General features: G+C 65.6%; 21 protein-coding genes and 2 pseudogenes. 11 read left to right on the top strand and 12 right to left on the bottom strand.

Translation table 11 applies throughout. The features are described 5' to 3' along the window. The first annotated feature begins 7 nt into the window (after positions 1-7). On the top strand, positions 8-1249 hold the full coding sequence (locus H9L13_RS04620) for a hypothetical protein (RefSeq protein WP_187539430.1): 1242 nt from the start codon (positions 8-10) through the stop codon (positions 1247-1249). After that, positions 1246-1587: a cupin domain-containing protein gene (locus H9L13_RS04615; protein WP_187539428.1), complete on the top strand. Its 342-nt coding sequence runs from the start codon at positions 1246-1248 to the stop codon at positions 1585-1587. Before H9L13_RS04620 ends, H9L13_RS04615 begins: the two co-directional genes overlap by 4 nt. On the opposite strand, the gene H9L13_RS04610 is transcribed toward H9L13_RS04615, so the two are convergent. The 4 genes and pseudogenes from H9L13_RS04610 to H9L13_RS04595 all read right to left on the bottom strand — a co-directional run bounded on the left by H9L13_RS04610 (position 1584) and on the right by H9L13_RS04595 (position 5169). Beyond that, positions 1584-2843 (bottom strand): MgtC/SapB family protein, encoded by a 1260-nt coding sequence (locus H9L13_RS04610; RefSeq protein WP_187539426.1) that lies wholly within the window; start codon positions 2841-2843, stop codon positions 1584-1586. The two genes, H9L13_RS04615 and H9L13_RS04610, sit on opposite strands and share 4 nt — an antisense overlap. Next, the gene (fghA, locus tag H9L13_RS04605) at positions 2840-3673 is read right to left on the bottom strand and encodes an S-formylglutathione hydrolase (protein ID WP_187540145.1); all 834 of its coding nucleotides are present in this window, start codon (positions 3671-3673) and stop codon (positions 2840-2842) included. Before fghA ends, H9L13_RS04610 begins: the two co-directional genes overlap by 4 nt. 2 nt (positions 3674-3675) lie before the next feature. Next, on the bottom strand, positions 3676-4032 hold the full coding sequence (locus tag H9L13_RS04600) for a VOC family protein (protein ID WP_244954834.1): 357 nt from the start codon (positions 4030-4032) through the stop codon (positions 3676-3678). 25 nt (positions 4033-4057) lie between these two features. Then, positions 4058-5169 (bottom strand): annotated as a pseudogene (locus tag H9L13_RS04595) (S-(hydroxymethyl)glutathione dehydrogenase/class III alcohol dehydrogenase). An 82-nt stretch (positions 5170-5251) separates the two neighbouring features. On the opposite strand from H9L13_RS04595, the gene H9L13_RS04590 reads away from it, so the two are divergent. From H9L13_RS04590 to H9L13_RS04570, 5 genes are read left to right on the top strand one after another with little or no spacing between them, the layout of a single operon-like run. Then, positions 5252-6016, top strand: coding sequence for an SDR family NAD(P)-dependent oxidoreductase (locus H9L13_RS04590; protein ID WP_187539422.1), 765 nt, complete (start codon positions 5252-5254; stop codon positions 6014-6016). Then, complete coding sequence (locus H9L13_RS04585) at positions 6013-6822, top strand: enoyl-CoA hydratase family protein (protein ID WP_187539420.1); 810 nt, start codon at positions 6013-6015, stop codon at positions 6820-6822. Before H9L13_RS04590 ends, H9L13_RS04585 begins: the two co-directional genes overlap by 4 nt. Further along, positions 6822-7964, top strand: coding sequence for an acyl-CoA dehydrogenase family protein (locus H9L13_RS04580; RefSeq protein ID WP_235091189.1), 1143 nt, complete (start codon positions 6822-6824; stop codon positions 7962-7964). The genes H9L13_RS04585 and H9L13_RS04580 overlap by 1 nt, the downstream gene beginning before the upstream one ends. Then, entirely contained in the window at positions 7964-8356 is a 393-nt protein-coding gene (locus H9L13_RS04575) for a RidA family protein (RefSeq protein WP_187539419.1), read from the top strand. Before H9L13_RS04580 ends, H9L13_RS04575 begins: the two co-directional genes overlap by 1 nt. Then, complete coding sequence (locus tag H9L13_RS04570; RefSeq protein ID WP_187539417.1) at positions 8353-10050, top strand: AMP-binding protein; 1698 nt, start codon at positions 8353-8355, stop codon at positions 10048-10050. The genes H9L13_RS04575 and H9L13_RS04570 overlap by 4 nt, the downstream gene beginning before the upstream one ends. A 1-nt stretch (position 10051) precedes the next feature. Here the strand turns inward: H9L13_RS04570 and H9L13_RS04565 are convergent, their stop codons facing one another. The 7 genes and pseudogenes from H9L13_RS04565 to H9L13_RS04535 all read right to left on the bottom strand — a co-directional run bounded on the left by H9L13_RS04565 (position 10052) and on the right by H9L13_RS04535 (position 18443). Next, complete coding sequence (locus H9L13_RS04565; protein WP_235091292.1) at positions 10052-11005, bottom strand: PAS domain-containing protein; 954 nt, start codon at positions 11003-11005, stop codon at positions 10052-10054. Positions 11006-11232: 227 nt separating this feature from the next. Next, positions 11233-13241: pseudogene (locus H9L13_RS04560) on the bottom strand (ATP-binding protein). Positions 13242-13329: 88 nt separating this feature from the next. Then, entirely contained in the window at positions 13330-13653 is a 324-nt protein-coding gene (locus H9L13_RS04555) for a hypothetical protein (RefSeq protein WP_187539413.1), read from the bottom strand. Between the two features lie 33 nt (positions 13654-13686). Then, positions 13687-15906 carry a methylmalonyl-CoA mutase gene (scpA, locus tag H9L13_RS04550; RefSeq protein WP_187539411.1) on the bottom strand — a complete coding sequence of 740 codons (2220 nt, stop codon included), beginning with the start codon at positions 15904-15906 and terminating at the stop codon, positions 13687-13689. 19 nt (positions 15907-15925) lie between these two features. After that, the gene (gene mce / locus H9L13_RS04545) at positions 15926-16339 is read right to left on the bottom strand and encodes a methylmalonyl-CoA epimerase (RefSeq protein WP_187539409.1); all 414 of its coding nucleotides are present in this window, start codon (positions 16337-16339) and stop codon (positions 15926-15928) included. 117 nt (positions 16340-16456) lie between these two features. After that, positions 16457-16729 carry an OsmC family protein gene (locus tag H9L13_RS12600; RefSeq protein WP_223176481.1) on the bottom strand — a complete coding sequence of 91 codons (273 nt, stop codon included), beginning with the start codon at positions 16727-16729 and terminating at the stop codon, positions 16457-16459. A gap of 181 nt (positions 16730-16910) precedes the next feature. Next, on the bottom strand, positions 16911-18443 hold the full coding sequence (locus tag H9L13_RS04535) for an acyl-CoA carboxylase subunit beta (protein ID WP_187539407.1): 1533 nt from the start codon (positions 18441-18443) through the stop codon (positions 16911-16913). A 179-nt stretch (positions 18444-18622) separates the two neighbouring features. Between H9L13_RS04535 and H9L13_RS12715 the strand changes: the two genes are divergently transcribed. Genes H9L13_RS12715 through H9L13_RS04515 form a run of 4 tightly spaced genes read left to right on the top strand, consistent with a single transcriptional unit; the run spans position 18623 to position 21997 of the window. Continuing rightward, positions 18623-19834 (top strand): glycosyltransferase family 1 protein, encoded by a 1212-nt coding sequence (locus tag H9L13_RS12715; protein ID WP_187539406.1) that lies wholly within the window; start codon positions 18623-18625, stop codon positions 19832-19834. After that, on the top strand, positions 19831-20991 hold the full coding sequence (glf, locus tag H9L13_RS12710) for a UDP-galactopyranose mutase (RefSeq protein WP_187539404.1): 1161 nt from the start codon (positions 19831-19833) through the stop codon (positions 20989-20991). The genes H9L13_RS12715 and glf overlap by 4 nt, the downstream gene beginning before the upstream one ends. After that, positions 20988-21764 (top strand): glycoside hydrolase family 43 protein, encoded by a 777-nt coding sequence (locus H9L13_RS04520; protein ID WP_187539402.1) that lies wholly within the window; start codon positions 20988-20990, stop codon positions 21762-21764. The genes glf and H9L13_RS04520 overlap by 4 nt, the downstream gene beginning before the upstream one ends. Continuing rightward, positions 21764-21997 (top strand): family 43 glycosylhydrolase, encoded by a 234-nt coding sequence (locus H9L13_RS04515; RefSeq protein ID WP_244954826.1) that lies wholly within the window; start codon positions 21764-21766, stop codon positions 21995-21997. The genes H9L13_RS04520 and H9L13_RS04515 overlap by 1 nt, the downstream gene beginning before the upstream one ends. Here H9L13_RS04515 and H9L13_RS04510 read toward each other — a convergent pair. Continuing rightward, on the bottom strand, positions 21990-23144 hold the full coding sequence (locus H9L13_RS04510; RefSeq protein WP_187539398.1) for a glycoside hydrolase family protein: 1155 nt from the start codon (positions 23142-23144) through the stop codon (positions 21990-21992). The two genes, H9L13_RS04515 and H9L13_RS04510, sit on opposite strands and share 8 nt — an antisense overlap. Between the last annotated feature and the right edge of the window lie 14 nt (positions 23145-23158).

The following is a 23158-nucleotide window of genomic DNA, read 5'->3' as shown; positions in this document are numbered from 1 at the left end:
CGCCCGGATGCCGAGCAAACATGCGGCCTGGGCGCTAATCCTGGTCCTGTCCCCCGCGCAGGCGCAAAATCTCGCAAGGGACTCGCAGCCGCCGGAAGATACCGCAGCCACCCAGCTGACCGACGATTCCTACACGCGCTACGAATTGCTCGTGCCTGGGTCGGCCAAGTTCCGAATCCTCTACTGGGTCAGCGCGACCGACGCGGGCGCGACGAAATATTTCAACCCGATCCGCAAGGGCAGCCGCGCGTCCGACGAGCGGGTCACCGACCTCGCCACGGGCAAGCCTCTGCCGTTTCGCATCGTGCCGGGCACCGCCGCGCGCGCTGCCGGATCGAAGAATGCCGACCCGGAGGGCGAATATGTCCAGGTCACGCTCGCCCGGCCCGTGCCCAAGGGCGGTGAGGGTCGTATCCTGATCGACAAGACCTATGAGGATGCGAAGAGCTATTTTGTCGAAGGCGACACCATCGTTTTCAGCCGGCCGCTTGGAATCGACCGCAATGCCGTCGTGCTGCCCGCGGGCTATCGCCTGACCTATTCCAGCATGCCCGCGCAGGTGCTTCAGGAACGCGACGGCCGCATCAAGGTCAGTTTCATCGACGTCAGCCCGGCGCAGTCGCCGCTGGTCATCAAGGCCCGTCCCGCCGCGGTCGCGTCCGGCCCCAGCAGCGTGCCCGCCGCGCGGCTCGACGAGCGTGCCGCGCAGACGCGCGAGATTGTCTATTATCTTCAGCAGCCCGAAACGCACCGCTTCGACCTGTCGCACGATTATACCGAGACCAAGGCCGGCGTCGGGACTTACGTCAACGTCGTACGCGCCGGCAGCAGCGTCGCCGATCCGGGCGGGATGGTGCTCGATACCGGTGCGCCGCTGCGGCACAAAGTGCTGAGGGGCGCCGCGATCACACGCGCCGCCCCCGACACCAAGGACGTCACCCCGGAAACCGAGGCGGTGGTCTTCTCCTTCCCGCCTGTGCCGCGCGGCGGAAGCACGCGCATCCGCATCACCGAGACCTATACCGATCCCGAGCGCTACAAGATGGTTGGCGATGAACTGGTGTGGGACCGGACATTCGGGCGCGCCGCCAATGCCGTGGTCTTGCCCGCGGGCTGGGCGCTGACCAACAGTTCGGCACCGGCGATCACCAGCGAGCTGCCCGACGGGCGCGTCCGGCTCGACTTCCTCAATCCGCGCACCGACGAGTTGCAGGTGCTGATCACCGCGCGGCGGATCGTCAGCCGATGATTGCTTTGTGGCTGGCCCTGCAAGGTGCCGCGCCCCTGCCCGATCCGCTCGCGGCGGGCTGGCAGGGCAGGCCGGTGTGCGAGAAATTGCATGACGACGCACACCAGCGCGTGCTGCGCTGCACCTTCGCGCCCGGCGTAGGGCACGAGCGCCACCTGCACGACCGCCACTTCGGCTACGCTCTGTCCGGCGGGCGGATGCGGATCACCGACGCGAAGGGTGTTCGCGAGGCGGAGATCAAGCCGGGCAGCAGCTTTTCGAGCGAGGGCATCGCCTGGCACGAGGTGCTGAATATCGGCGCCACGACGGTCCAATATCTGATCGTCGAACCGCGCTAGAGCCGCATCCACGCCACTGCGATGCTGCCCGCCAGGACCAGGGTGCTGGCCAGCAGCGCAAGCGCCGCCGACGTCCCCTTGCCCTTCGCATAGCTCAACACCACGCCGATTTTCACCGCCATATTGGCGATGATGGTCCCGCCAATGGCGATCGCCGCGAGCGCCGCGCCGATCGATTGTGGCGGCAATCCGCCAGCGGTGACGATCGAGGCATCGACGTCCATCGACCCCATCAGGAACAGCAGCACGGCGATGCCCTGCTCCCCGAACGTCCCCTGTGCCCAGCGCGCGACGACCGCGGCGATGGCGACGAAAGCAAGGAAGCCGAGCGCCGGCTTGAGTGCGATCGGATTGCCCGGCGGGATCGGCGCATCGCTATGCTCGGCCTTTCGGTACAGCCACCAGCCTGCGACCCAGGCGATGATCAGCGCAGGCGCGAGCAGGAGCACGAAGGGAATCAGGATGCGGTTGGCGAGGATCGCCACCAGCACGATGACGCGCAGATACATGACCGCGCTGGCGAGCGCGATCCCGGCCGGCTCGGCCCCGCCGCCCTCGCCCGAACCGAGCCGCTGCGACAGCGACTGGGTGACCGCGGTCGAACTGTAAGCGCCGCCGATCAAGGCTGTGGCAATGGTCCCGTGGCGCGCGCCGAAAATGCGGTTGGCGACGTAACCGGCGAAGGAGAAGCCGGTGACCAGCACCACCACCCACCACAGCTTCGACGGGTTCCACGCGCCGTACGGCCCCATCGGCTGGTCGGGCAGGAAGGGCAGGACGGCGAGCGCGATGATGCCGTAGCGGGCGAGCGCGTGAATGTCCTTTTTGTCGAGCCGATCGACGAATTCGTGGAGGTCGTCCTTGAGCGCAAGGATGAAGACGATCACCGCCGCCGTGGCGAGCGCCAGCCCGATACTGCCGAGCCCCGCGAGAAAGGCTGCGGCGGTGGTCGCGGCGGCGGCGATCGGGCTGGTCGCGTCGCCCTTGGCCGTGAGCCGTGGAGCATAGGCGATGGCGAGGTAGCCGAGCATCGCCAGGAGCACCGCCGCGGCGGCGAGCGGCTGGCGATGGGCGATGACCCCCGCGATTCCCGCGGCGAGCCCCATCAGCGAAAAGGTGCGCACCCCCGCGACCCGCGTCCCCGCTTTCTGGTCGCGCAATTTGAAGCCGCGCTCGAGCCCGACCAGCGCACCGATGGCGAGCCCGACTCCGGCCCCGAGCGCCTCCTGCGCCCACGGCTCGAGGCCGGGGATCATGCCCGCAGCCGCTCCGCGTGCCAGGCCAAGTGATCGGCCATGAAGGTCGAGATGAAATAATAGCTGTGGTCGTAACCCTCGCGGCGGTTGAGCGTCAGCGCAATCCCCGCGTCGGCGCAGGCGCGTTCGAGCAATGCGGGGCGCAACTCCTGCTCGAGGAAATTGTCGGCGGTGCCGACGTCGACCAGCAGTTCGGGCACGCGCGCGCCATCCTCGATCAGCGCCACTGCGTCGTGCTTGCGCCACGCAGCGCGGTCGTTGCCAAGGTAGCCGCCGAGCGCCTTCTGCCCCCACGGCACCTGGCTTGGCGCGACGATCGGTGCGAAGGCCGAGACGCTGCGGAAGCGATCGGGATGGCGCAGCGCGACCGTCAGCGCGCCGTGCCCGCCCATCGAATGGCCAGTGATCGCCTGGCGGCCCATGTCGACCGGATATTCGGCGGCGATCAGCGCTGGCAGCTCCTGCGTGACGTAGGTCCACATGTGAAAGTGCTGCGACCACGGCGCCTGCGTCGCATCGACGTAAAAGCCCGCCCCTTTGCCGAAATCATAGCCCTCGCCATCCGGCACCTCCTCGCCGCGTGGGCTGGTGTCGGGCGCGACGAAGATCAGGCCATGCTCGGCGCAGGCGGCGCGATATTCGCCCTTCTCGGTCACGTTGGCATGGCTGCAGGTCAGGCCCGACAGATACCAGACCACCGGGCACGGCCCCGACTCGGCCTGCGGCGGCAGGAAGATCGAGAAGGTCATTTTCGTGCCCGTCGCGGCGGACGCGTGCTTGACGACGAGCTGCCGCCCGCCGTGCGACCGGTTTTCGGAGAGAATCTCCAAACTCACTGCTCGGGCCGGTACAGCCCACACAGTTTGTTGCCGTCGGGATCGCGCAGATACGCAAGGTAGAGCTTGCCGAACGCATTTTCGCGATAGCCCGGCGGATCCTCGATCGCCGTTCCGCCCGCGGCGAGCCCGCGCTGGTGCCAGGCATCGACCTCCTCGGGACTGTCGAAGGCAAAGCCGATTGTCCCGCCGTTCGAATGCGTCGCCGGCTGGCCGTCGATCGGCTTGGAGATCATGAACACGCTGCCCTTGCGGCCGTAGGCCGTGCGCCCCTTGTCGTCGGTGCGCCCTTCCTTCTCGAACAAGGCGTCGTAGAATTTCCTGGACCGTTCGGGATCGTTCGATCCGACCATGACGTGGCTGTACATATTCGCCTCCTCAGTAAACGACGACGCTCCTGATGCTCTCCCCGCGTGCATCAGGTCGAAGCCCTTGTTGATCTCGTCAAGCGTGAGGACGTGGGTGATCATCGGGTCGATCGCGATCTTGCCGTCCATGTACATGTCGACAATCCCCGGCACGCCCGAGCGCCCCTTGACCCCGCCGAACGCGGTGCCGCGCCAGTTGCGGCCGGTGACCAGCTGGAACGGGCGCGTCGAAATTTCCTTGCCCGCCTCGGCGACGCCGATGATGATGCTGGTGCCCCAGCCGCGGTGACAGCATTCCAGCGCGGTGCGCATCACCTCGGTATTGCCGGTCGCGTCGAAGCTGTAGTCCGCGCCGCCGTCGGTGATCTCGACGATCCTGGCGACGATGTCCTCGCGGCTCATCCCCTTCGTATTGAGGAAATCGGTCATGCCGAACTGGCGGCCCCACTCCTCGCGATCGGGGTTGATGTCGATGCCGACGATCCGTCCCGCGCCCGCCAACCTGGCGCCCTGGATGACGTTGAGGCCGATCCCGCCAAGACCGAACACCACGACATTGTCGCCCGGCTGCACCCTGGCGGTCTCGGTCACCGCGCCGACGCCGGTGGTGACCCCGCAGCCGATGTAGCAGCTTGTCTTGAACGGCGCGTCGGTACGGATCTTGGCAACCGCGATTTCGGGCAGGACGGTGAAGTTCGAAAAGGTCGAGCAGCCCATGTAATGGAAAATGATCTCGCCCTTGTACGAGAAGCGGCTGGTGCCGTCGGGCATCAGGCCCTTGCCCTGCGTCGCGCGGATCGCGGTGCACAGGTTGGACTTGCCGGAAAGGCAGGTTTTACACTTGCCGCATTCGGGCGTGTAGAGCGGGATGACATGGTCGCCGACCGCGACGCTGGTCACCCCCGCGCCAACCTCGCGCACCACGCCGGCGCCTTCATGGCCGAGGATTGACGGGAAGATGCCTTCGCTGTCGAAGCCGTCGAGCGTGTAGGCATCGGTGTGGCAGATGCCCGTCGCCATGATCTCGACCAGCACCTCGCCCGCGCGCGGGCCTTCAAGGTCGACCTCGACGATTTCGAGCGGCTGCTTGGCTTCAAACGCGACGGCGGCGCGGCTCTTCATGGACTCGGATTCCCCTGACGGATTTGCTCGCCATTGCCACCGGAAACCGCTTCGGCCAATGCGGAAATGAAGGAGGACGTCGATGCCCGATTGGCTGCAGGGACGCCATGCACTGATCACCGGCGGCGGCACAGGTATCGGCGCCGCCTGCGCGACGCACCTGCACGCGGCAGGGGCAAAGGTCTCGCTGCTCGGGCGGCGGATGGAGCCGCTGCAGCAGGTCGCGGGCCGCGTCGAGGGAACCGCCATCCAATGCGACGTCGCCGACCGCGCGCAAATCGACCGCGCCTTCGACGAAGCGCGTGCCGCCAACGGCTCGATCGAAATGCTGATCGTCAATGCCGGGATCGCCGAAAGCGCACCGTTCCACAAGATGACGCGCGAAAGCTGGGACCGGATCATGGCCGTCAACCTCACCGGCGCGTTCGATTGCGCGCAGGCGGCGATCGGCGACCTTTTGAAGAGCGAGCATGGGCGCATCGTCTTCATCGCCTCGGTCGCGAGCCTGCGCGGCGTGCCTTATGCCGCGCATTATGCCGCCTCGAAGCACGGGCTGCTCGGCCTCTCCCGCAGCCTGGCGTCTGAATATGCCAAGACCAAGTTGACCGTGAACGCGGTCTGCCCGGGCTATGTCGACACGCCGATGACCGACCAGTCGGTCGCGCGCGTGTCGCAATTCACCGGCCGCGGCGAGGAATTCGCGCGCGACGCGATCACCAACATGAATGCCAGCGGACGGCTGGTGGAACCCGACGGCATCGGCACGATGGTCATGACCCTGTGCCTACCGCAGAGCGGGGACATCAGCGGCGCCGCGATCACCATCGACGGCGCGACCAGCGCGTGAGCTTCGACCCTGCGACCTTCGCCCCGAGGCATTTCCTGTGGGGCTTCGACGACGGGGTCGCGACGATCACGCTCAACCGTCCCGAGCGCAAGAATCCGCTGACCTTCGACAGCTATGACGAATTGCGCGACACCTTTTGGGCGCTCGACAAAAGCTATGACGTGAAGGCTATCGTGCTGACGGGCGCAGGCGGCAATTTTTGCAGCGGCGGCGACGTGCACGAGATTATCGGGCCGCTGACCAGGATGGACGAAGACGGGCTACTAGCCTTCACCCGGATGACCGGCGACCTCGTTCGGGCGATGCGCGCCTGCCCGCAGCCCGTGATCGCCGCGGTCGAGGGCGTGTGCGCTGGCGCAGGCGCGATCCTGGCGATGGCCAGCGACCTGCGTTTCGCCGCGCCCGATGCCAAAGCCGCCTTCCTGTTCACCCGCGTAGGCCTGAGCGGCGCGGACATGGGCGCGTGCGCGATCCTGCCGCGGATCATCGGCCACGGGCGCGCCGCCGAATTGCTGTTCACCGGTCGCAACATGAGCGCCGAGGAAGGCGCGGCCTGGGGCTTCTGGAACCGTCTTGCGGACGATCCGCTGGCCGAAGCGCAGACCCTTGCGCGACAACTTGCGAGCGGGCCGAGCCGGGCGCATTTCGTGACCAAGAAGATGCTCGATGCGGAATGGCATGTGTCGATCGAGGAGGCGATCGAAATGGAAGCGCGGGCGCAGGCCGAATGCATGCAAACGCGCGACTTCCATCGCGCCTTCGAGGCGTTTGCAAACAAGCGGCAGCCGGACTTCCAGGGGGACTGATGGACCGCGCTTTCCTTGCCTGGCCGTTCTTCGAGCCGCGCCATCGCGAGCTGGCCAATGAGCTCGATCGCTGGTGCCGCGAGAATCTCGGCGGGCGCTATGCCGAGAACCTCGACGATGAATGCCGGACACTGGTGCGGGAGCTTGGGGGCGCAAGCTTCCTCAAGCTTGCCGTTGCGCAAGGCGACCGTCGGCCCGACGTGCGCAGCCTGGCCATCGCGCGCGAAACGCTCGCCTACCACAGCGGGCTCGCCGACTTCGCCTTCGCGATGCAAGGCCTGGGGTCGGGCGCGATTTCCCTGTTCGGAACGGTCGAGCAGAAGCGCGCGTGGCTGCCGCGCGTCGCGTCGGGCGAGGCGATCGCCGCCTTCGCCATGACCGAGCCCGAATGCGGCTCGGACGCGGCAAACATGCAAAGCTCGGCGATGCGCGACGGCAATGAATGGGTGCTGGTCGGCGAGAAGACCTACATTTCCAACGGCGGCATCGCGGATTTTTACGTGACCTTCGCGCGCACCGGCGAGGGCGAAGGCGCGCGCGGCCTGTCGGCGTTCGTCGTGCCCGCCGAGATGGTTGAGGTTGCGGAGCGCATTGGCGTGGTCGCACCGCATCCGCTTGCGCGCCTCAAATATGACAACGTCCGCCTGCCCGCCGACGCCATCATCGGCGAGCCGGGTGAGGGCTTCCGAATCGCGATGGAGACGCTCAACCTGTTCCGCGTGACGGTGGCCGCGGCGGCCAATGGCTTCGCGCGGCGTGCACTGGACGAGGCGCTGGCGTTCGCGCGGGATCGGCGACTGGGAAGCGGCACGCTTGCTGAAAATGCGGTGACGCAGGCCAAGCTTGCCGACATGGCGCTCGCCGTCGATGCCTCGGCGCTGCTGATCTATCGCGCGGCATGGCAGCAGGACGTCGGCGGCACCGACCACCGCCGCGCCGCGGCGATGGCCAAGCTCCATGCGACCGAATGCGCGCAGCAGGTAATCGACGATGCGGTGCAGATGCATGGCGGCGCCGGCGTCACGCGCGGAGTCAAGGTCGAGGAACTCTATCGCGAAATCCGTGCGCTGCGGATTTATGAAGGGGCGAGCGAAGTGCAGCGCCAGATCATTGCGCGGGACCTGCTCAAGGAGGTCCGCTGATGAAAATCCTCCAACCGCCCGGCTGGCCGCGGCCGAAGGGCTATTCCAACGGCATTTCGGCCAGCGGCCGGATGATCTTCACTGCCGGCGTCGTCGGCTGGGACGAAGCGGAATGTTTCCGGGAATATTCCCTGCATGGGCAATTCGCCCAGGCGCTGAAGAATGTGATCGCGATCCTCGCCGAGGACGGTGCGGGGCCCGAGCATGTGGTGCGAATGACCTGCTACGTCACCGACCGGCACGAATATCTGAGCTCGCGCGATGAGATCGGTGCAGCCTGGCGCGAAGTCATGGGCGCGAACTATCCGGCCATGGCGCTGGTCGAGGTCAAGGGCCTTGTCGAAAGCGCGGCCAAGATCGAGATCGAGACGACCGCCGTGGTGCCCGCGTGACGATCGACTCCTTCGTCCGCGACCGCCTGCCGCCGACGGAATTGCTGCCCGAGTTCCGCTTCGACCTGCCCGAGCTGCAATATCCCGAACGGCTCAACGCCGCGGCGGAATTGCTCAAGGGCGGCGACCCGGGCGCCCTCGCCTTCGTCAACGATTACGGCCGCTGGACCTATGCCGATCTTGACGATTTCAGCGGGCGCATCGCGCGGCTGCTCGTCGATCAGGAGGGGCTCGTCCCGGGAAACCGCGTGCTCCTGCGCGGGCCCAACGGCTACACCATGTTCGCAGCCTGGCTCGGCGTCCTCAAGGCCGGTGGTGTGGTCGTCGCGACCATGCCGCTGCTTCGCCCAGGCGAGATCGCGACCGTGATCGAGCGCGCGAACATCAGCCACGCGATCGTCGACAGCCGCTTCATTGGCGACTTCCGGCAGGCCGTCGAACAGACCCACAGCGTCAAGCACATCCTGCGCTACGACGGCGATCACGGCCGCGGCGAGCTCGAGACGCGCACCGCCGCGCTCGACCCGTTGCCGCCCGCCGACACCGGCCGTGACGATCCGGCGCTGATCGCCTTCACCAGCGGCACAACCGGCGTGCCTAAGGGCTGCGTCCAGTTCCACCGCGACGTCCTCGCGCCATGCGACAGCTTCGCGCGCCACCTGATCGGGATGAAGCCGGGCGACATCGCGCTGACCAGCGCGCCGCTCGCCTTCACCTTCGGGCTCGGCGCGGCCTTCCTGTTCCCGCTGCGCGCGGGCGCCGCCTGCTGCACGGTGGAACAGCCGAGCCCGCCGGCGATGCTTGAGGCGATTGCCAAGCACGGCGTGACCCACCTCGGCACCGCCCCGACCGCTTACAAGGCGATGCTCGCGACCGAAGGGGACGGGCCCGACGTGTCTCGACTTCGCTCGACACCAACGGAGGTTGTGGAAGATCCCCACTCCGTTCGTCCCGAGCGAAGTCGAGGGGCGCCTTCGTCGGACAGCGCATTGAGCCGGGCCTTGAAGACCCTGCGCTACTGCCTCTCCGCCGGCGAACACCTTCCCGAAGCGACGTGGCGCGCCTGGCACGAGCGAACGGGGATCGCGATCACCGACGGCATCGGATCGACCGAGATGATGCACATCTTCATCTCCGCCGCGGGCGACGACATCCGCCCCGGCTCCACCGGCAAGGCGGTGCCCGGCTACACCGCAACTGTGCTCGACGCCGACGACCAGCCGATGGACGAAGGCACCGGCCGCCTCGCGCTCAAGGGACCGACCGGCTGCCGCTATCTCGATGACGAGCGGCAGAAAAACTACGTCGTCGATGGTTGGAACGTCACCGGCGACACCTACCGCAAGGACGCCGACAGCTATTACTGGTACCTTGCGCGCAGCGACGACATGATCGTCAGCTCAGGCTACAACATCGGCGCACCCGAGGTGGAGAATGCGCTGCTCGCGCACCCCGCCGTCGCCGAATGCGCGGTGATCGGCGTGCCCTGTCCCGAGCGCGGGCAGAAAGTGAAGGCGTTCGTGGTGCTGGCGGGGTTCGCCGAAGCCAGCGACGAGCTCGCCGCCAAGCTCCAGGACTTCGCCAAGGAGCAGATCGCCCCCTACAAATATCCGCGCGAGATCACCTTCGTGGAAGCGTTGCCGAAGACGGCGACGGGCAAGCTTCGGAGGTCGGAGTTGCGCGAACCGAAATAGCTTATTGCGCGACCTTGGCCAGCGACACCGAGATCGTTGCGCGATAGCCGTCCGGACGTGCTTCGCCTTGTACCTGGCCACCCATGAGCGCGATCATGCGCTGCATCAGACCCGTTCCTTGTCCGCTCGACGGCGCGGCAAGCGGCGACTGCGCATCGCTGGCGAAACGCTCCTCCCAGACGATCTCGACATGATCGTCCCGGACCGAGGTTTCGACACGCACCTCGCCGCCGCGGCCAAGCGCGCCATATTTGGCGCTGTTAGTCGCCAGCTCGCCGAGCACCAGCGCAAGCGTCCGCGTTCCCTGCTCGCCCAGCTCGACATCCTCGCCACCCGTGCAGACAATCCGCCCGGTGCCGTCGTCGAACGCCGAAAAGGTGCGGTCCGACAGCGACTTGACCGTCATGCCTTCCCCTGCATCGAACAAATGCGCCTGGACGTCGGCAAGCCGCGACAGCCGCTCGGCCAGCCGCATGGCGAATGGACGATGTTCGGGCGCATCGCGCGACGCCGCCATTGCGATCGCCGCACCCAGCGTATGCGCATTGCGCAGACGATGGCGCATTTCGGCAGCAATGGTCCGCAATTCGTCCTCGCGCTGGATACGCGCCGTAATATCGCGCGAAGTCGACAGGATGGCGCTGACATCTCCGTCACGGTTCCGCAGCGGGGAGACGGTCACTTCCCACCAGCGCGGGTCGCCCTTGGCGGTCGGGCAGAAGGCCTCGAAGCGATGAGCGCGACCTTCGTTGGCTTCGGTGACGGAATGCTGGACTGCGAGCTGCGATTCGGCCGGCCACAGCGTATGCCACGGCAGCCCCGCGAACGTTGCGAAATCGTCGATCTGCATCGCTTTCTTGCCGTTGCAGTTCATGAATTGCAGCGATCCGTCGACGGCGACGACTTTGATGCAATCGTCGCTCTGCTCCAGCAGGCTGAGCACGACAGAGGTCATCGACAAATCGGACGCGCCTAAGAAATCGTGCGCGTCGGCAACGTCCGAATCCGGCGTGCCGGGCAACGGCGACAGCGTCGGCGCAGCCCCGCGACGGTTCGATCGGTATCATATCTTGAACGTCCTCGACGGCCCAATCCTAGCGAAAGGGCAAGGAAACCAATGATTTCTGCTCCTTAAGCGTTTCGTGCCCGAATTGAAGTGTTTTTTGGTTGAGACGCCGAATTCTACTCGAACTCGACGATTACCTGATCGACCGCCAGGCTGTCGCCCGCTTTCGCCGGCGTCGCCTTGACCGTCGCGGCCTTGGGCGCGCGGAGGATGTTCTCCATCTTCATCGCCTCCATGACCGCGATGGGCTGACCGGGCTCGACCTTGTCGCCAACGGAAACGTCGAGCTTGGTGAGCAGCCCAGGCATCGGCGCAAGCAACAGCCGCGACAGGTCGGGCGCGGGCTTGTCGATCATGTGCCGCGCAAGGTCCGCGACATGCGGGCTCAAGACCTGGACCCTGTGCGTTCGGCCGCGCGTCTGCAGCTCCCAGTCTCGGCCGGCGCGGCGCACCTGAACGATGCGGTGCCGGCCATCGACCGTGGCGACAAGCAACCGCTGTCCCGGGATCCACCGCCCGACGATGTCGACTAAATCACCGTCGTCGGTGACCGCGAGCGTCCCGCCCTTGTACGGCTTGATCCGCACCTTGTGACTTTCGCCATCAATGCGGACGATCCGTTCGCACGCGGGTGCACGGGCGGGCCGAGCTGGCCGTCGATGGTTGCCGCGCGCTCGTCGCTGATGACCGCGACCATGCCGGCGATGGCGGTCAGGTCTTCGATGAACTGCGCATCCGCGGGCGCGCCGTCGAAGCCGTCGGGATATTCGTCGGCAATGAAGTCCGTGGCGAGATTCCCTTCGCGGAACCGCGGGTGCTGCATCAACGCCGAAAGGAAATCGACATTGTCCGAAATGCCATCGATCACGAACTGGTCGAGCGCCGCGATCTGCGCCTCGATCGCCGCTTCGCGCGTCGGCGCCCAGGTCACCAGCTTGGCGATCATCGGGTCGTAGAACATGCTGATCTCGCCACCGTCGGCGACGCCATCGTCGACGCGGATGACAAGCTCGTCCGTCCGTACCGGCGGCGGCGTCCAGTAGCGGATCAGACGCCCGGTGCTGGGCAGGAAGCTGCGATACGGGTCCTCGGCATAAACGCGGTTTTCGACCGCCCAGCCGTTGATGCCGATATCGTCCTGCCCGAACGCCAGCTTCTCCCCCGCCGCAACGCGGATCATCTGTTCAACGAGGTCGAGCCCGGTGATCTCCTCGGTCACCGGATGCTCGACCTGCAGCCGCGTATTCATTTCGAGGAAGTAGAAGCTTTTCCCGCTGGGGTCGGCGCCGTTGACGATCAGCTCGACCGTGCCCGCGCTATAGTAACCGACCGCCTTGGCGAGCGCGACCGCCTGCTCGCCCATCGCCTTGCGCATCTCGGGCGAAACGAACGGCGACGGCGCTTCCTCGACGACCTTCTGGTTGCGCCGCTGGATCGAACATTCGCGCTCGTTCAAATAGAGCACGTTGCCGTGCTGGTCGCCGAGCACCTGGATCTCGATATGGCGCGGCGCCTCGATGAATTTCTCGATGAACACGCGGTCGTCACCGAAGCTGGCGAGCCCCTCGCGCTTGGTCGCCTCAAAGCCTTCGCGCACGTCCTGTTCGTTCCAGGCGAGGCGCATGCCCTTGCCGCCGCCGCCGGCGCTGGCCTTCATCATCACCGGATAGCCGATGTCGCCCGCGATCTTCACTGCCTCGTCGGTGGTCGCGATGTCGCCGAGATAGCCGGGGACGACGTTGACCCCCGCGGCCTGCGCGAGCTTCTTGGATTCGATCTTGTCGCCCATCGCCGCGATCGCCTTGGGCGGCGGGCCGATGAACGCGATCTTCTCCTTCGCCAGCGCTTTCGCAAAACTTTCGCGCTCGCTGAGGAAGCCGTAGCCCGGGTGCACCGCCTCAGCGCCGGTGGCCTTGCACGCGTCGATGATCAGCTCGGCCTTGAGGTAGCTTTCCGACGCCGGCGGCGGCCCCAGCCGCACCGCCTCATCCGCCATCTTGACGTGCGGCGCGCGCGCATCGGCATCGGAATAGACCGCGACGGTCGCGATCCCCATCCGCCGCGCGGTGCGGATCACGCGGCAGGCAATCTCGCCGCGGTTGGCGATCAGGATTTTCTTGAACATCGCGCCCCTTACGCCGTCACGTCGATTGCTTCGACCTTCCCGAAAATGGCTGCTGAAACAAGCTCCGTATGAAGAGTGCGCGGCGTCATCATTGGATCAGGTCCATGAACAAGCCGAGGAAGGCACCGACGCCGATGCCGAACGTGCCGCCCACAATCAAGCGGTTCCAGCGCATCGATTTCGGCAGTGGACGGCTCTCCAGACGCGATTTGATGATGGCTTCCATTGCGTAGAGCGAAAAGGCGCCCGACAGGGCGATCAGGCCGAGCGACGGGAGCAGTTCGCGAACGGTCATCTGGGTTCCGATCGACTGCGGGATGGCGAGGATGCCGCCCAGCGTGACCAGCGCCAGCGTCGTCATATGCTTGAAGTAATCGTAGAGCAGCAGCGCGCCGTCGCCGGTCGCGGCCAAACGTTCTTCTGAGCTTATTTCCATCTGCCGCCCCTACTCCGCAGCCTCATTGAGCGCTTCGCCTGCCGGCGGGCGGTTGTGGCCGAGCAGGCGCAGCACTTCGTCGGCGGCGTCGGCGAGGTTGGTGCCGGGGCCGAAGATCGCCTGAACGCCGGCTTCGCGCAGGATCGCATAATCCTGCGGCGGGATGACTCCGCCGGCCACGACCTTGATGTCGGCGCGGCCCAGGTCGCGCAAATGGCCGATGAGTTCGGGGATCAAAGTCTTGTGGCCCGCGGCCAGGCTCGACGCGCCGACCACGTCGACATCCGCCGCGATCGCCTGCTCGGCGGTTTCGCGCGGCGTCTGGAACAGCGCGCCCGCGATGACCTCGAACCCGAGATCGCCGAATGCCGAGCTGACGAGGTTGGCGCCGCGGTCGTGTCCGTCCTGCCCCATCTTGGCGACGAAGATGCGCGGCGCGCGGCCGAGCCGCTGCGCAACGCTTTGCGTCCCCGCGACCGCGCCCCTCCAGCGTTCGTCGCTGCGCTGACCATAGATGCCGCTGACCGGCGCGGGCTTGGTCGCGTAGCGGCCGAAGGCGCGTTCGAGCGCGTCGGAGATTTCGCCGAGCGTGGCGCGGGCGCGGGCGCATTCCACCGCCAACCGCAACAAGTTTCGTTCGTCCTGAGCTTGTCGAAGGGCGCTGGCACCGACGTCCGAACCGCGCCCTTCGACTTCGCTCAGGACAAACGGAGTTTTGGCCGCCGCAGTCAACGCATCCAACGCCGCCCGAACCGCCGCCTCGTCGCGCCCCGCCCGCACGCGCTCCAGCCGAGCGATCTGGCCCGCGCGCACCTTGGCATTGTCGACCGCGAGGATGTCGATCTCATCCTCCTCAGCCAGCCGGTAGCGGTTGACTCCGACGATCACCGTCTCGCCCGTATCGACCTTGGCCGCGCGCGCAGCGGCGGCTTCTTCGATGCGCTGCTTCGGCAGGCCCTCGGCAACCGCCTTGGTCATCCCGCCGTGCGCCTCGACCTCGTCGATCAGCGCCTGCGCTTTCTCCTCGAGTTCTCGCGTGAGAGCCTCGACGTACCAGCTGCCGCCGAGCGGGTCGGCGACCGCGGTGACGCCGCTTTCCTCGGCCAGGATCAGCTGCGTGTTGCGAGCGATGCGCGCGCTGAAATCGGTCGGCAGCGCGATGGCTTCGTCGAAGCTGTTGGTGTGCAACGACTGCGTGCCGCCGAGCACCGCCGCGAGCGCTTCGACCGTGGTGCGGACGATATTATTGTACGGGTCCTGCTCGGTCAGGCTGACGCCGCTCGTCTGGCAGTGCGTGCGCAGCAGCTTAGATTTCTCATTCTTCGCGCCGAGATCGGTCATGATCTGTGCCCACAGGGTCCGCGCCGCGCGCAGCTTGGCGACCTCCATGAACAGGTTCATGCCGATGCCCCAGAAGAAGGACAGGCGCGGCGCGAAAGCGTCGATATCGAGCCCGCTGGCCTGCGCGGCGCGGACATATTCCATGCCGTCGGCGAGCGTGTAGGCGAGCTCCTGCACTGCCGTCGCCCCGGCTTCGTGCATGTGATAACCGCTGATCGAGATGCTGTTGAACTTGGGCATCTCTGCCGCGCAATAAGCGATGATGTCGGCGACGATCCGCATGCTCGGCTCGGGCGGGTAGATGTAGGTGTTGCGGACCGCGAACTCCTTGAGGATGTCGTTCTGGATGGTCCCGGTCAGCGCGGCGCGCTCGACCCCCTGTTCCTCCCCCGCGACGATGAAGAAAGCGAGCACCGGCAACACCGCGCCGTTCATCGTCATGCTCACCGACATTTCGCCAAGCGGAATGCCGTCGAACAGCAATTTCATGTCCTCGACGCTATCGATCGCAACGCCTGCCATGCCGACATCGCCCGCGACGCGAGGATTGTCGCTGTCGTAGCCACGGTGAGTGGCGAGGTCGAAGGCGACCGAGAGGCCCTTTTGCCCGGCGGCGAGGTTGCGGCGGTAGAAGGCGTTGGATTCCTCGGCGGTCGAGAAGCCGGCGTACTGGCGGATGGTCCACGGGCGCCCGGCATACATCGTCGCATAGGGCCCACGCGTGTAGGGCGGCAGGCCGGGAAAGCCGCTGTCGATCCCGGCCGCGTCCTCGGGGCCGTAGACGGTCTTGAGCGTGATGCCCTCGACCGTCTCGCGGCTCAGGTCACGGCCGCGCGATTCCTTGGCGGCGAGGGCTTCCCAATCGCTCTTTGACGGTTTGTCGGTCATGCGCGACGGTCCTTAGCCGTCAATGCTTCGGAGTTTCCATAATTTCCGTGAGCACGCCACCCATGTCCTTGGGGTGGAGGAAGAAGATCGGCGTCCCGTGCGCGCCGATGCGGGTGGGGCCGAGAATGCGGACGCCCTTGCCCTCGAAATGCGCACGCGCCTCGTCGATGTCCTCCGCCTCGAAGCAAACGTGATGCTGCCCGCCTTCCGCGTTCTTTTCGAGGAATCTGGCGATCGGCGAGTCCGCGCCCAGCGGCTCGATCAGCTCGATCTGGCTGTTGGGCGCATCGACGAAGCAGACACGGACGCCCTGTGCGGGCAGGTCGAACGGCTCGCCATGCGGCTCGGCGCCGAACAGGGTGCGGTAGGTCTCGAGACTCCGCTCGATCGACGGCGTTGCCACGCCGACATGGTTCAGTCTGCCCAGCTTCATGGTGCTTTGTCCTTGAACAACATTGGTTCGTCCTGAGCGAAGTCGAAGGGCGCTGGCAAGGCGGTCGTGCCACGCGCCCTTCGACTCCGCGCTTCGCGCTCCGCTCAGGACGAGCGGTTAGTGGTCAATGACGACCTCGCTGGTCACCGAATTGGCGATGAAGCAGGCGTCATGCGCCCGGTGGTGAAGATCCGCGATCGCCGCCGCATCCGGCGCGTCGCCGGCCCATTCGACCTTCGGCCGCAGGGTCACGCGGGTCATCGCCATCCTGCCGTCGGCACGCTTGCCCATCACGCCATCGGCCTCATCGACATAGCCCTCAACCGTCCAGCCGCCCCGCTTCGCGAAGTCGAGGAAGAACAGCATGTGACACGACGACAACGACGCCACGAACGCCTCCTCCGGATCGACCCCCGCCGCGTTGAACCACGGGCCGGCACGATGTGCGGGCTCGCCGACGCCGGCACCACCGCGCCGCCATCAAACACCCACTCATGCGCGCGGCTGTACTGCCCCTTCACGAAGTCGCCCTCGCCTGAGCGGGTCCAGCGGATGGTGGCGGTGTAGGCGCTCACAGCGGAATATTATCGTGTTTCTTCCACGGATTCTCGAGCTGCTTGTTGCGCAGCTTGCGTAGCCCCATCGCCACGCGACGCCGCGTCGAGTGCGGCATGATCACCTCGTCGATGAAGCCCTTGCTTGCGGCGACGAAGGGGTTGGCGAAGCGCTCTTCATACTCCGCCGTGCGCTTGGCGATTTCCTCGGCGTTGCCGGCATCCTTGCGGAAGATGATTTCGACCGCGCCTTTGGCGCCCATCACCGCGATCTCGGCGGTCGGCCAGGCGTAGTTGAGGTCGCCGCGCAGGTGCTTGGAGGCCATCACGTCATAGGCGCCGCCATAGGCCTTGCGCGTGATCACGGTGATCTTGGGCACGGTCGCCTCGGCATAGGCGAACAGCAATTTGGCGCCGTTCTTGATGATCCCGTTATGCTCCTGCGCGACGCCGGGGAGGAAGCCGGGGACGTCGACAAAGGTCAGGATCGGGATGTCGAAGGCGTCGCAAAAACGGACGAAACGCGCGCCCTTCTTCGATGACGCAATATCCAGCACGCCGGCGAGCACCATCGGCTGGTTGGCGACGACTCCGACCGTGCGCCCCTCGATGCGGATGAACCCGGTCAGGATGTTGGCGGCATGCTTGGGCTGGAGCTCGAAAAAATCGCCCTCGTCGGCAACCTTCCGGATCAGCTCGTGCATGTCGTAGGGCGTTGCCGCGCTCGGCGGGATCAGGGTGTCGAGGCTGTCCTCGATGCGCTCGGCCGGGTCCTCGCTCGGCCGCTCGGGCAGATCGTGGCGGTTGGATAAAGGCAGGAAGTCGAAGAATTCGCGCGTCGCGAGCAATGCGTCGATGTCGTTCTCAAACGCGACATCGGCGACGCCCGACTTGGTCGTATGCGTGACCGCGCCGCCCAGTTCCTCCTGCGTCACCACCTCGTTGGTTACCGTCTTCACCACGTCGGGGCCGGTGACGAACATGTAGCTGCTGTCCTTCACCATGAAGATGAAGTCGGTCATCGCCGGCGAATAGACCGCGCCGCCCGCGCACGGCCCCATGATCAGGCTGATCTGCGGCACGACGCCGCTGGCGAGGACGTTGCGCTGGAACACCTCGGCATAGCCGCCGAGGCTGGCGACGCCCTCCTGGATGCGCGCACCGCCGCTGTCGTTGAGGCCGATGACCGGCGCGCCGACCTTCATCGCCATGTCCATGATCTTGCAGATCTTCTGCGCATGGCGTTCCGACAGCGACCCGCCGAACACGGTGAAATCCTGCGCGAAAACATAGACCAGCCGGCCGTTGATCGTGCCCGATCCGGTGACGACGCCGTCGCCGGGGATCTTCTGCGTCTCCATCCCGAAGTCGGCGCAATTATGTTCGACGAACATGTCATATTCTTCGAAGCTGCCGGAATCGAGCAGCACGCTCAGCCGCTCCCGTGCGGTCAGCCGGCCCTTGGCGTGCTGCGCCGCAATGCGCTTCTCGCCACCGCCCAAACGGGCCTGTTCGCGGCGTTTTTCCAGTTCCTCGATGGTTGTCGCCAAGATGGCCTCCCTGTTCCCCGCGCTGTTCCACAGGGCGGCTTGGCGCGTCAATCGGGCGCGCTGGCGCGTGCTGCACTGCAATATGTGGGATTATTACCTAACTTCGATTAGTTCGACGGAACCAGCGTCGGCGGCCTGCCGTTCAGATGTTGGGTCCATTCATAGGGGTAAACAGAGAAATGCTTACGCGCGTCGGCGTGCCTGTCGAGACTTCGTCCGAACAACCGGCGAAGGATCCGCACGCCCCAACCTTGATCTGCTTTTCGCACTTGCGGTGGAATTTCGTGTTTCAGCGCCCGCAGCATCTGATGAGCCGCTTCGCGCGGACGATGCCTGTCATCTACTGGGAGGAACCGGTCGAGATCGGCCGCAAGGAGACGCCGTTCCTCAAGGTGCGCGAGGCGGACGATGTCGCCAACGTGCGCATTGTCGTGCCCCATTTGCCCGAGGGCATGCCCGAGGACGCGCGCGATGCCGCCTTGGCGCGCCTGCTCGATGCGCATGTCGCGACGATCAAGGGTCCGCTGCTCAGCTGGTATTACACGCCCATGATGCTGCCGTTCTCGCGGCATCTTGCGGCCGACGTGACCGTGTTCGATGCGATGGACGAATTGTCCAAGTTCAAATTTGCGCCGGTCAAATTGCTCGAGCTCGAGCAGGAACTCATTGACCGCGCCGACCTCGTCTTCACGGGCGGGTCGAGCCTGTACGAGGCGAAGAAGGACCGCCATCACAGCGTCCATTGCTTCCCCTCGTCGGTCGATCGCGCGCACTTCGCCCAAGCCCGCGCACGCCTGTTCGACCCAGCCGACCAGGAAGAGCTGCCCAAGCCGCGCCTTGGCTTCTACGGCGTCCTCGACGAGCGGTTCGATGTCGACCTTCTTGCCAAGGTCGCCGAAATGCGCCCCGATTGGTCGTTCGTGATGGTCGGCCCGGTGGTCAAGATCTCGGACGAGGATCTGCCCAAGCGGCCCAACATCCACTATCTCGGCAGCAAGACCTACGGCCAGCTTCCGGCCTATCTTGCTGGCTGGGACGTGGCGCTGATGCCCTTCGCGATGAACGAATCGACCGAATTCATCTCGCCCACCAAGACGCCCGAATATCTCGCCGGTGGGAAGCCTGTCGTGTCGACCCCGGTGCGCGACGTCGTGCGCCATTACGGCCACCTCGAAGGGGTGCAGATCGCCGGGGACGCCGAAGGCTTTGCCGAGGCATGCGACAAGGCGCTTGCGCTTAGCCGCGATCCTGAAAGCGGCTGGCTGGCGGAAGCCGACCTGATGCTGTCCGCGGCCAGCTGGGACATCGTCCAGGCGCGCATGGCGGGCCTGATCGACCAGGTCATGGGCGAACAAGTCGACAATCCCGCGCTGCTCGTGGCGGCCGAATGATCGGCGACCAATCGGGCCGCGAGCATTACGATTATCTGATCGTCGGAGCCGGCTTTGCCGGCTCCGTGCTTGCCGAGCGCCTTGCCTCCCAGCATGACGCCAAGGTGCTGCTGATCGACCGGCGGCCGCACATTGGCGGCAACGCCTATGACGAGCCCAATGAGGCGGGCATCCTCTATCACAAGTACGGGCCGCACATCTTCCACACGAACAGCGACCAGGTCGTCGATTATCTGTCGCAGTTCACGGAATGGCGGCCGTACGAGCACCGCGTCCGCGCAGTCGTGCGTGACCGGCTGGTGCCGATCCCGATCAACCGGACGACGCTCAACGAATTGTTCGACCTCGACCTCAAGACCGACGAGGACGCCGCCGCCTATCTCGCGTCGCGCGCCGAGCCGGTGGCGGATATCCAAACGTCCGAGGACGTGGTCGTCAATGCCGTCGGGCGCGAGCTCTACGAGCTGTTCTTCCAGGGCTATACGCGCAAGCAATGGGGCCTCGACCCAAGCGAGCTCGACAAGTCGGTCACGTCGCGCATCCCGACGCGAACCAACACCGATGACCGCTATTTCACCGACAGCTTCCAGGCGATGCCGGCGGAGGGCTACACGCGGATGTTCGAGCGGATGCTTGACCACCCCAATATCGAGGTGCGCACCGGGGTCGATTTCCGCGAGGTCCGCGACAGCGTCGACTACGGGCATTTGATCTTTACAGGGCCGATCGACGAATATTTCGATCACCGCTTCGGCAAATTGCCCTACCGCAGCCTGACGTTCGACCATCAGACGCTCGAGCAGGAGCGCTTCCAGGACACGGGCACGGTCAATTATCCTGCCCCGGACGTTCCCTACACGCGGATCAGCGAATATAAGCATCTGACCGGCCAGCAGGCGCCGGTGACGACGATCACCTACGAATATCCGTCGGCCGAGGGTGATCCTTATTATCCGATCCCGCGTGCCGAGAACCAGGAACTGTTCAAGCGCTACGAAGCGCTTGGCGACGAGACGGAGGGTGTGACCTTCGTCGGGCGCCTGGCGACGTACCGCTATTACAATATGGACCAGATCGTCGGGCAGGCGCTGGCGACCTTCCGGCGGATGGACGGGAAGCGGGAACCTCACAACGCGGATGCCGTTGCCGCTGCGTGAATGCGCCTGACCTAGCGATCCCAGCTACCGTCACCGGGACCTACGCCAACCCGATCCTGGACGAGGATTTCCCCGATCCATCCGTGCTGCTTGCCCCGGACGGCTTCTATTATGCTTATGCCACGCAGACGAAGCGGCAAGGCGCGTGGGTCAACATCCAGGTCGCTCGCTCACGCGACCTGGTCCATTGGCAGCATCTGGGCGACGCCTTTCCCGACCGTCCCGGCTGGGCGCGCGAAACGCAGGATTTCTGGGCGCCCTATGTCGTTCGCGATGGCGACCGGTACGTCATGTATTATTCGGCGACGCCGGATGTCTGCGATGTGCCCGAGCGCGGTCATTGCCTGGCCATTGCGACCGCAACATCGCCCTCGGGGCCGTTCGTCGATGCCGGCATGCCGCTGCTGCTGGGACTGGGCTTCGAATATATCGACCCGATGGTCCTCGACGATCCCGCGTCGGGCAAGCGCTATCTTTATTGGGGATCGGGCTTCCAGCCGATTCGCGTGCAGGAACTGAGCGCCGACGGGTTGTCCTTCGCGCCTGACAGCGTGCCGGTCGATCTGATCTGGCCGAATCCCCTGCCCGGCGCATTCCCGCGCCTGGTGGAAGCCGCTTGGGTGATCGCCCACGACGGATTCTATTATCTGTTCTACTCGGGCGACAATTGCTGCGGGCCGGATGCCGAATATGGCGTGATGGTTGCCCGCTCACCCTCCCCACCGGCCCGTTCGAGACACTCGAGGAGGCGCGCGGTATCCCCCACAGCCTGATGCTGTTCAAAAGCGAGCGTTGGCTCGCGCCCGGGCACAATGCGATCGTCACCGACAAGGCCGGACAGCATTGGATCGTCTATCATGCGATCGACGTGAACCGGCCACGCCAGCATCAGGACGACCTGATCAACAGCCGCCGCATCCTCCTTATCGACCGCATCATCTGGCGCGACGGCTGGCCGTTCGTCGGCACCCCGTCGGAAGGCCCGCAACCGGCGCCGATTACCTAGCCAGGGAAAGCCGCGGCGTCTTCGCGTCTCCGCTCCCGAACAACGCACGCTGCGCTTCAAGCTCAGCCAGCAGGCGCCCGTCCACGTGCCGCGTGCCGTTGGCCGTGATGGTTGAAAACAATCCGGCATCGCAGTGGCGGCTGTTGTCCCAGCCCGGGTAGGCGGTGATCGGGTAAAGACAAATCCCTTCCACCTTCACGCCTTTGACCATCGCCTCTCGCACCTCGCCGCAGACATAGTGCAGCCATGACGCCCGGCCCGACCCCTCGGCCCCGGTTTCCGACAGCATCAGGGGCTTGCCGTAACGCGTCGCCATTTCAACCAGCATGTCGGCCAGCGGGCGATATTCATGGTGGCCCAGGGGAATAGTCGGGCCTTCGAAATACCATTGGTTGTGCGGGTAGAAGTTGAGGCCGACGACATCCATCAGCGAAGGATCGCCGCCCAATTCGGGCGCTTCGAAACCCATGATCCAGTCATAGGCTTCGTACATGCCGCGGAGATTGGCTTCGGCGGCGCGCACGGTGCTTCGGCGCCGGTCATGCGGCGCGATGTGAATCAGCGGTTCGGCCGAAATGACGATGCTGTCCGGGTAGTCTCGCTTGATCGCTTTCGACGACGCGATGGCCGCGCGGACCAGTTGTTCCTTCATCCAGCCGCGTTCGTCGGGCCCGTCGGACGGGATGTAACCGTCGTCCACCGCCCAGGCGAGGAAGTTGATCTCATTGAGCGGGCACACCCGCGGCGCGGCGTCGGTGACCGACTTGCGCACCTCCAGCGCGGCCATGGCGAAATCGGTGAAGCGCTTGGAAAAGTCGCGGCCGGCCTGATCGACATGGTCGGGCGAGCCGTAGTGGAACAGGTCCCAGATGATTTCGACCCCCGCTTCCTCCGCCGCTTCGAGCATCGGGAGCCAGCTCGACCAATCATAGTGGCCCGGCGCGGTCTCGATCCGGTGCCAGCGCAGGCCATCGCGGATGGTGCGCAGCCCGTGTTCGCGGCACTGGCGATAATCGCCCAGCGCATGCCGATCGTGCCCGGTGGCGCGGATGAGGTCGAGGCGCACGCCATCGCGCCGCCGATGCGACGAACATTCGAACCCAGCCTGGAAGAAGCTGGCAAACATCTGGCCATGTTGTCCGGTCATGAGGCCGCATCAAT

Origin of the sequence: Sphingomonas lutea, from assembly GCF_014396785.1 — a bacterium.
GTDB classification, from domain to species: domain Bacteria; phylum Pseudomonadota; class Alphaproteobacteria; order Sphingomonadales; family Sphingomonadaceae; genus Sphingomicrobium; species Sphingomicrobium luteum.
Note: the sequence above shows the minus strand (reverse complement) of the source record. Positions and strands in the feature narration are given on the sequence as shown.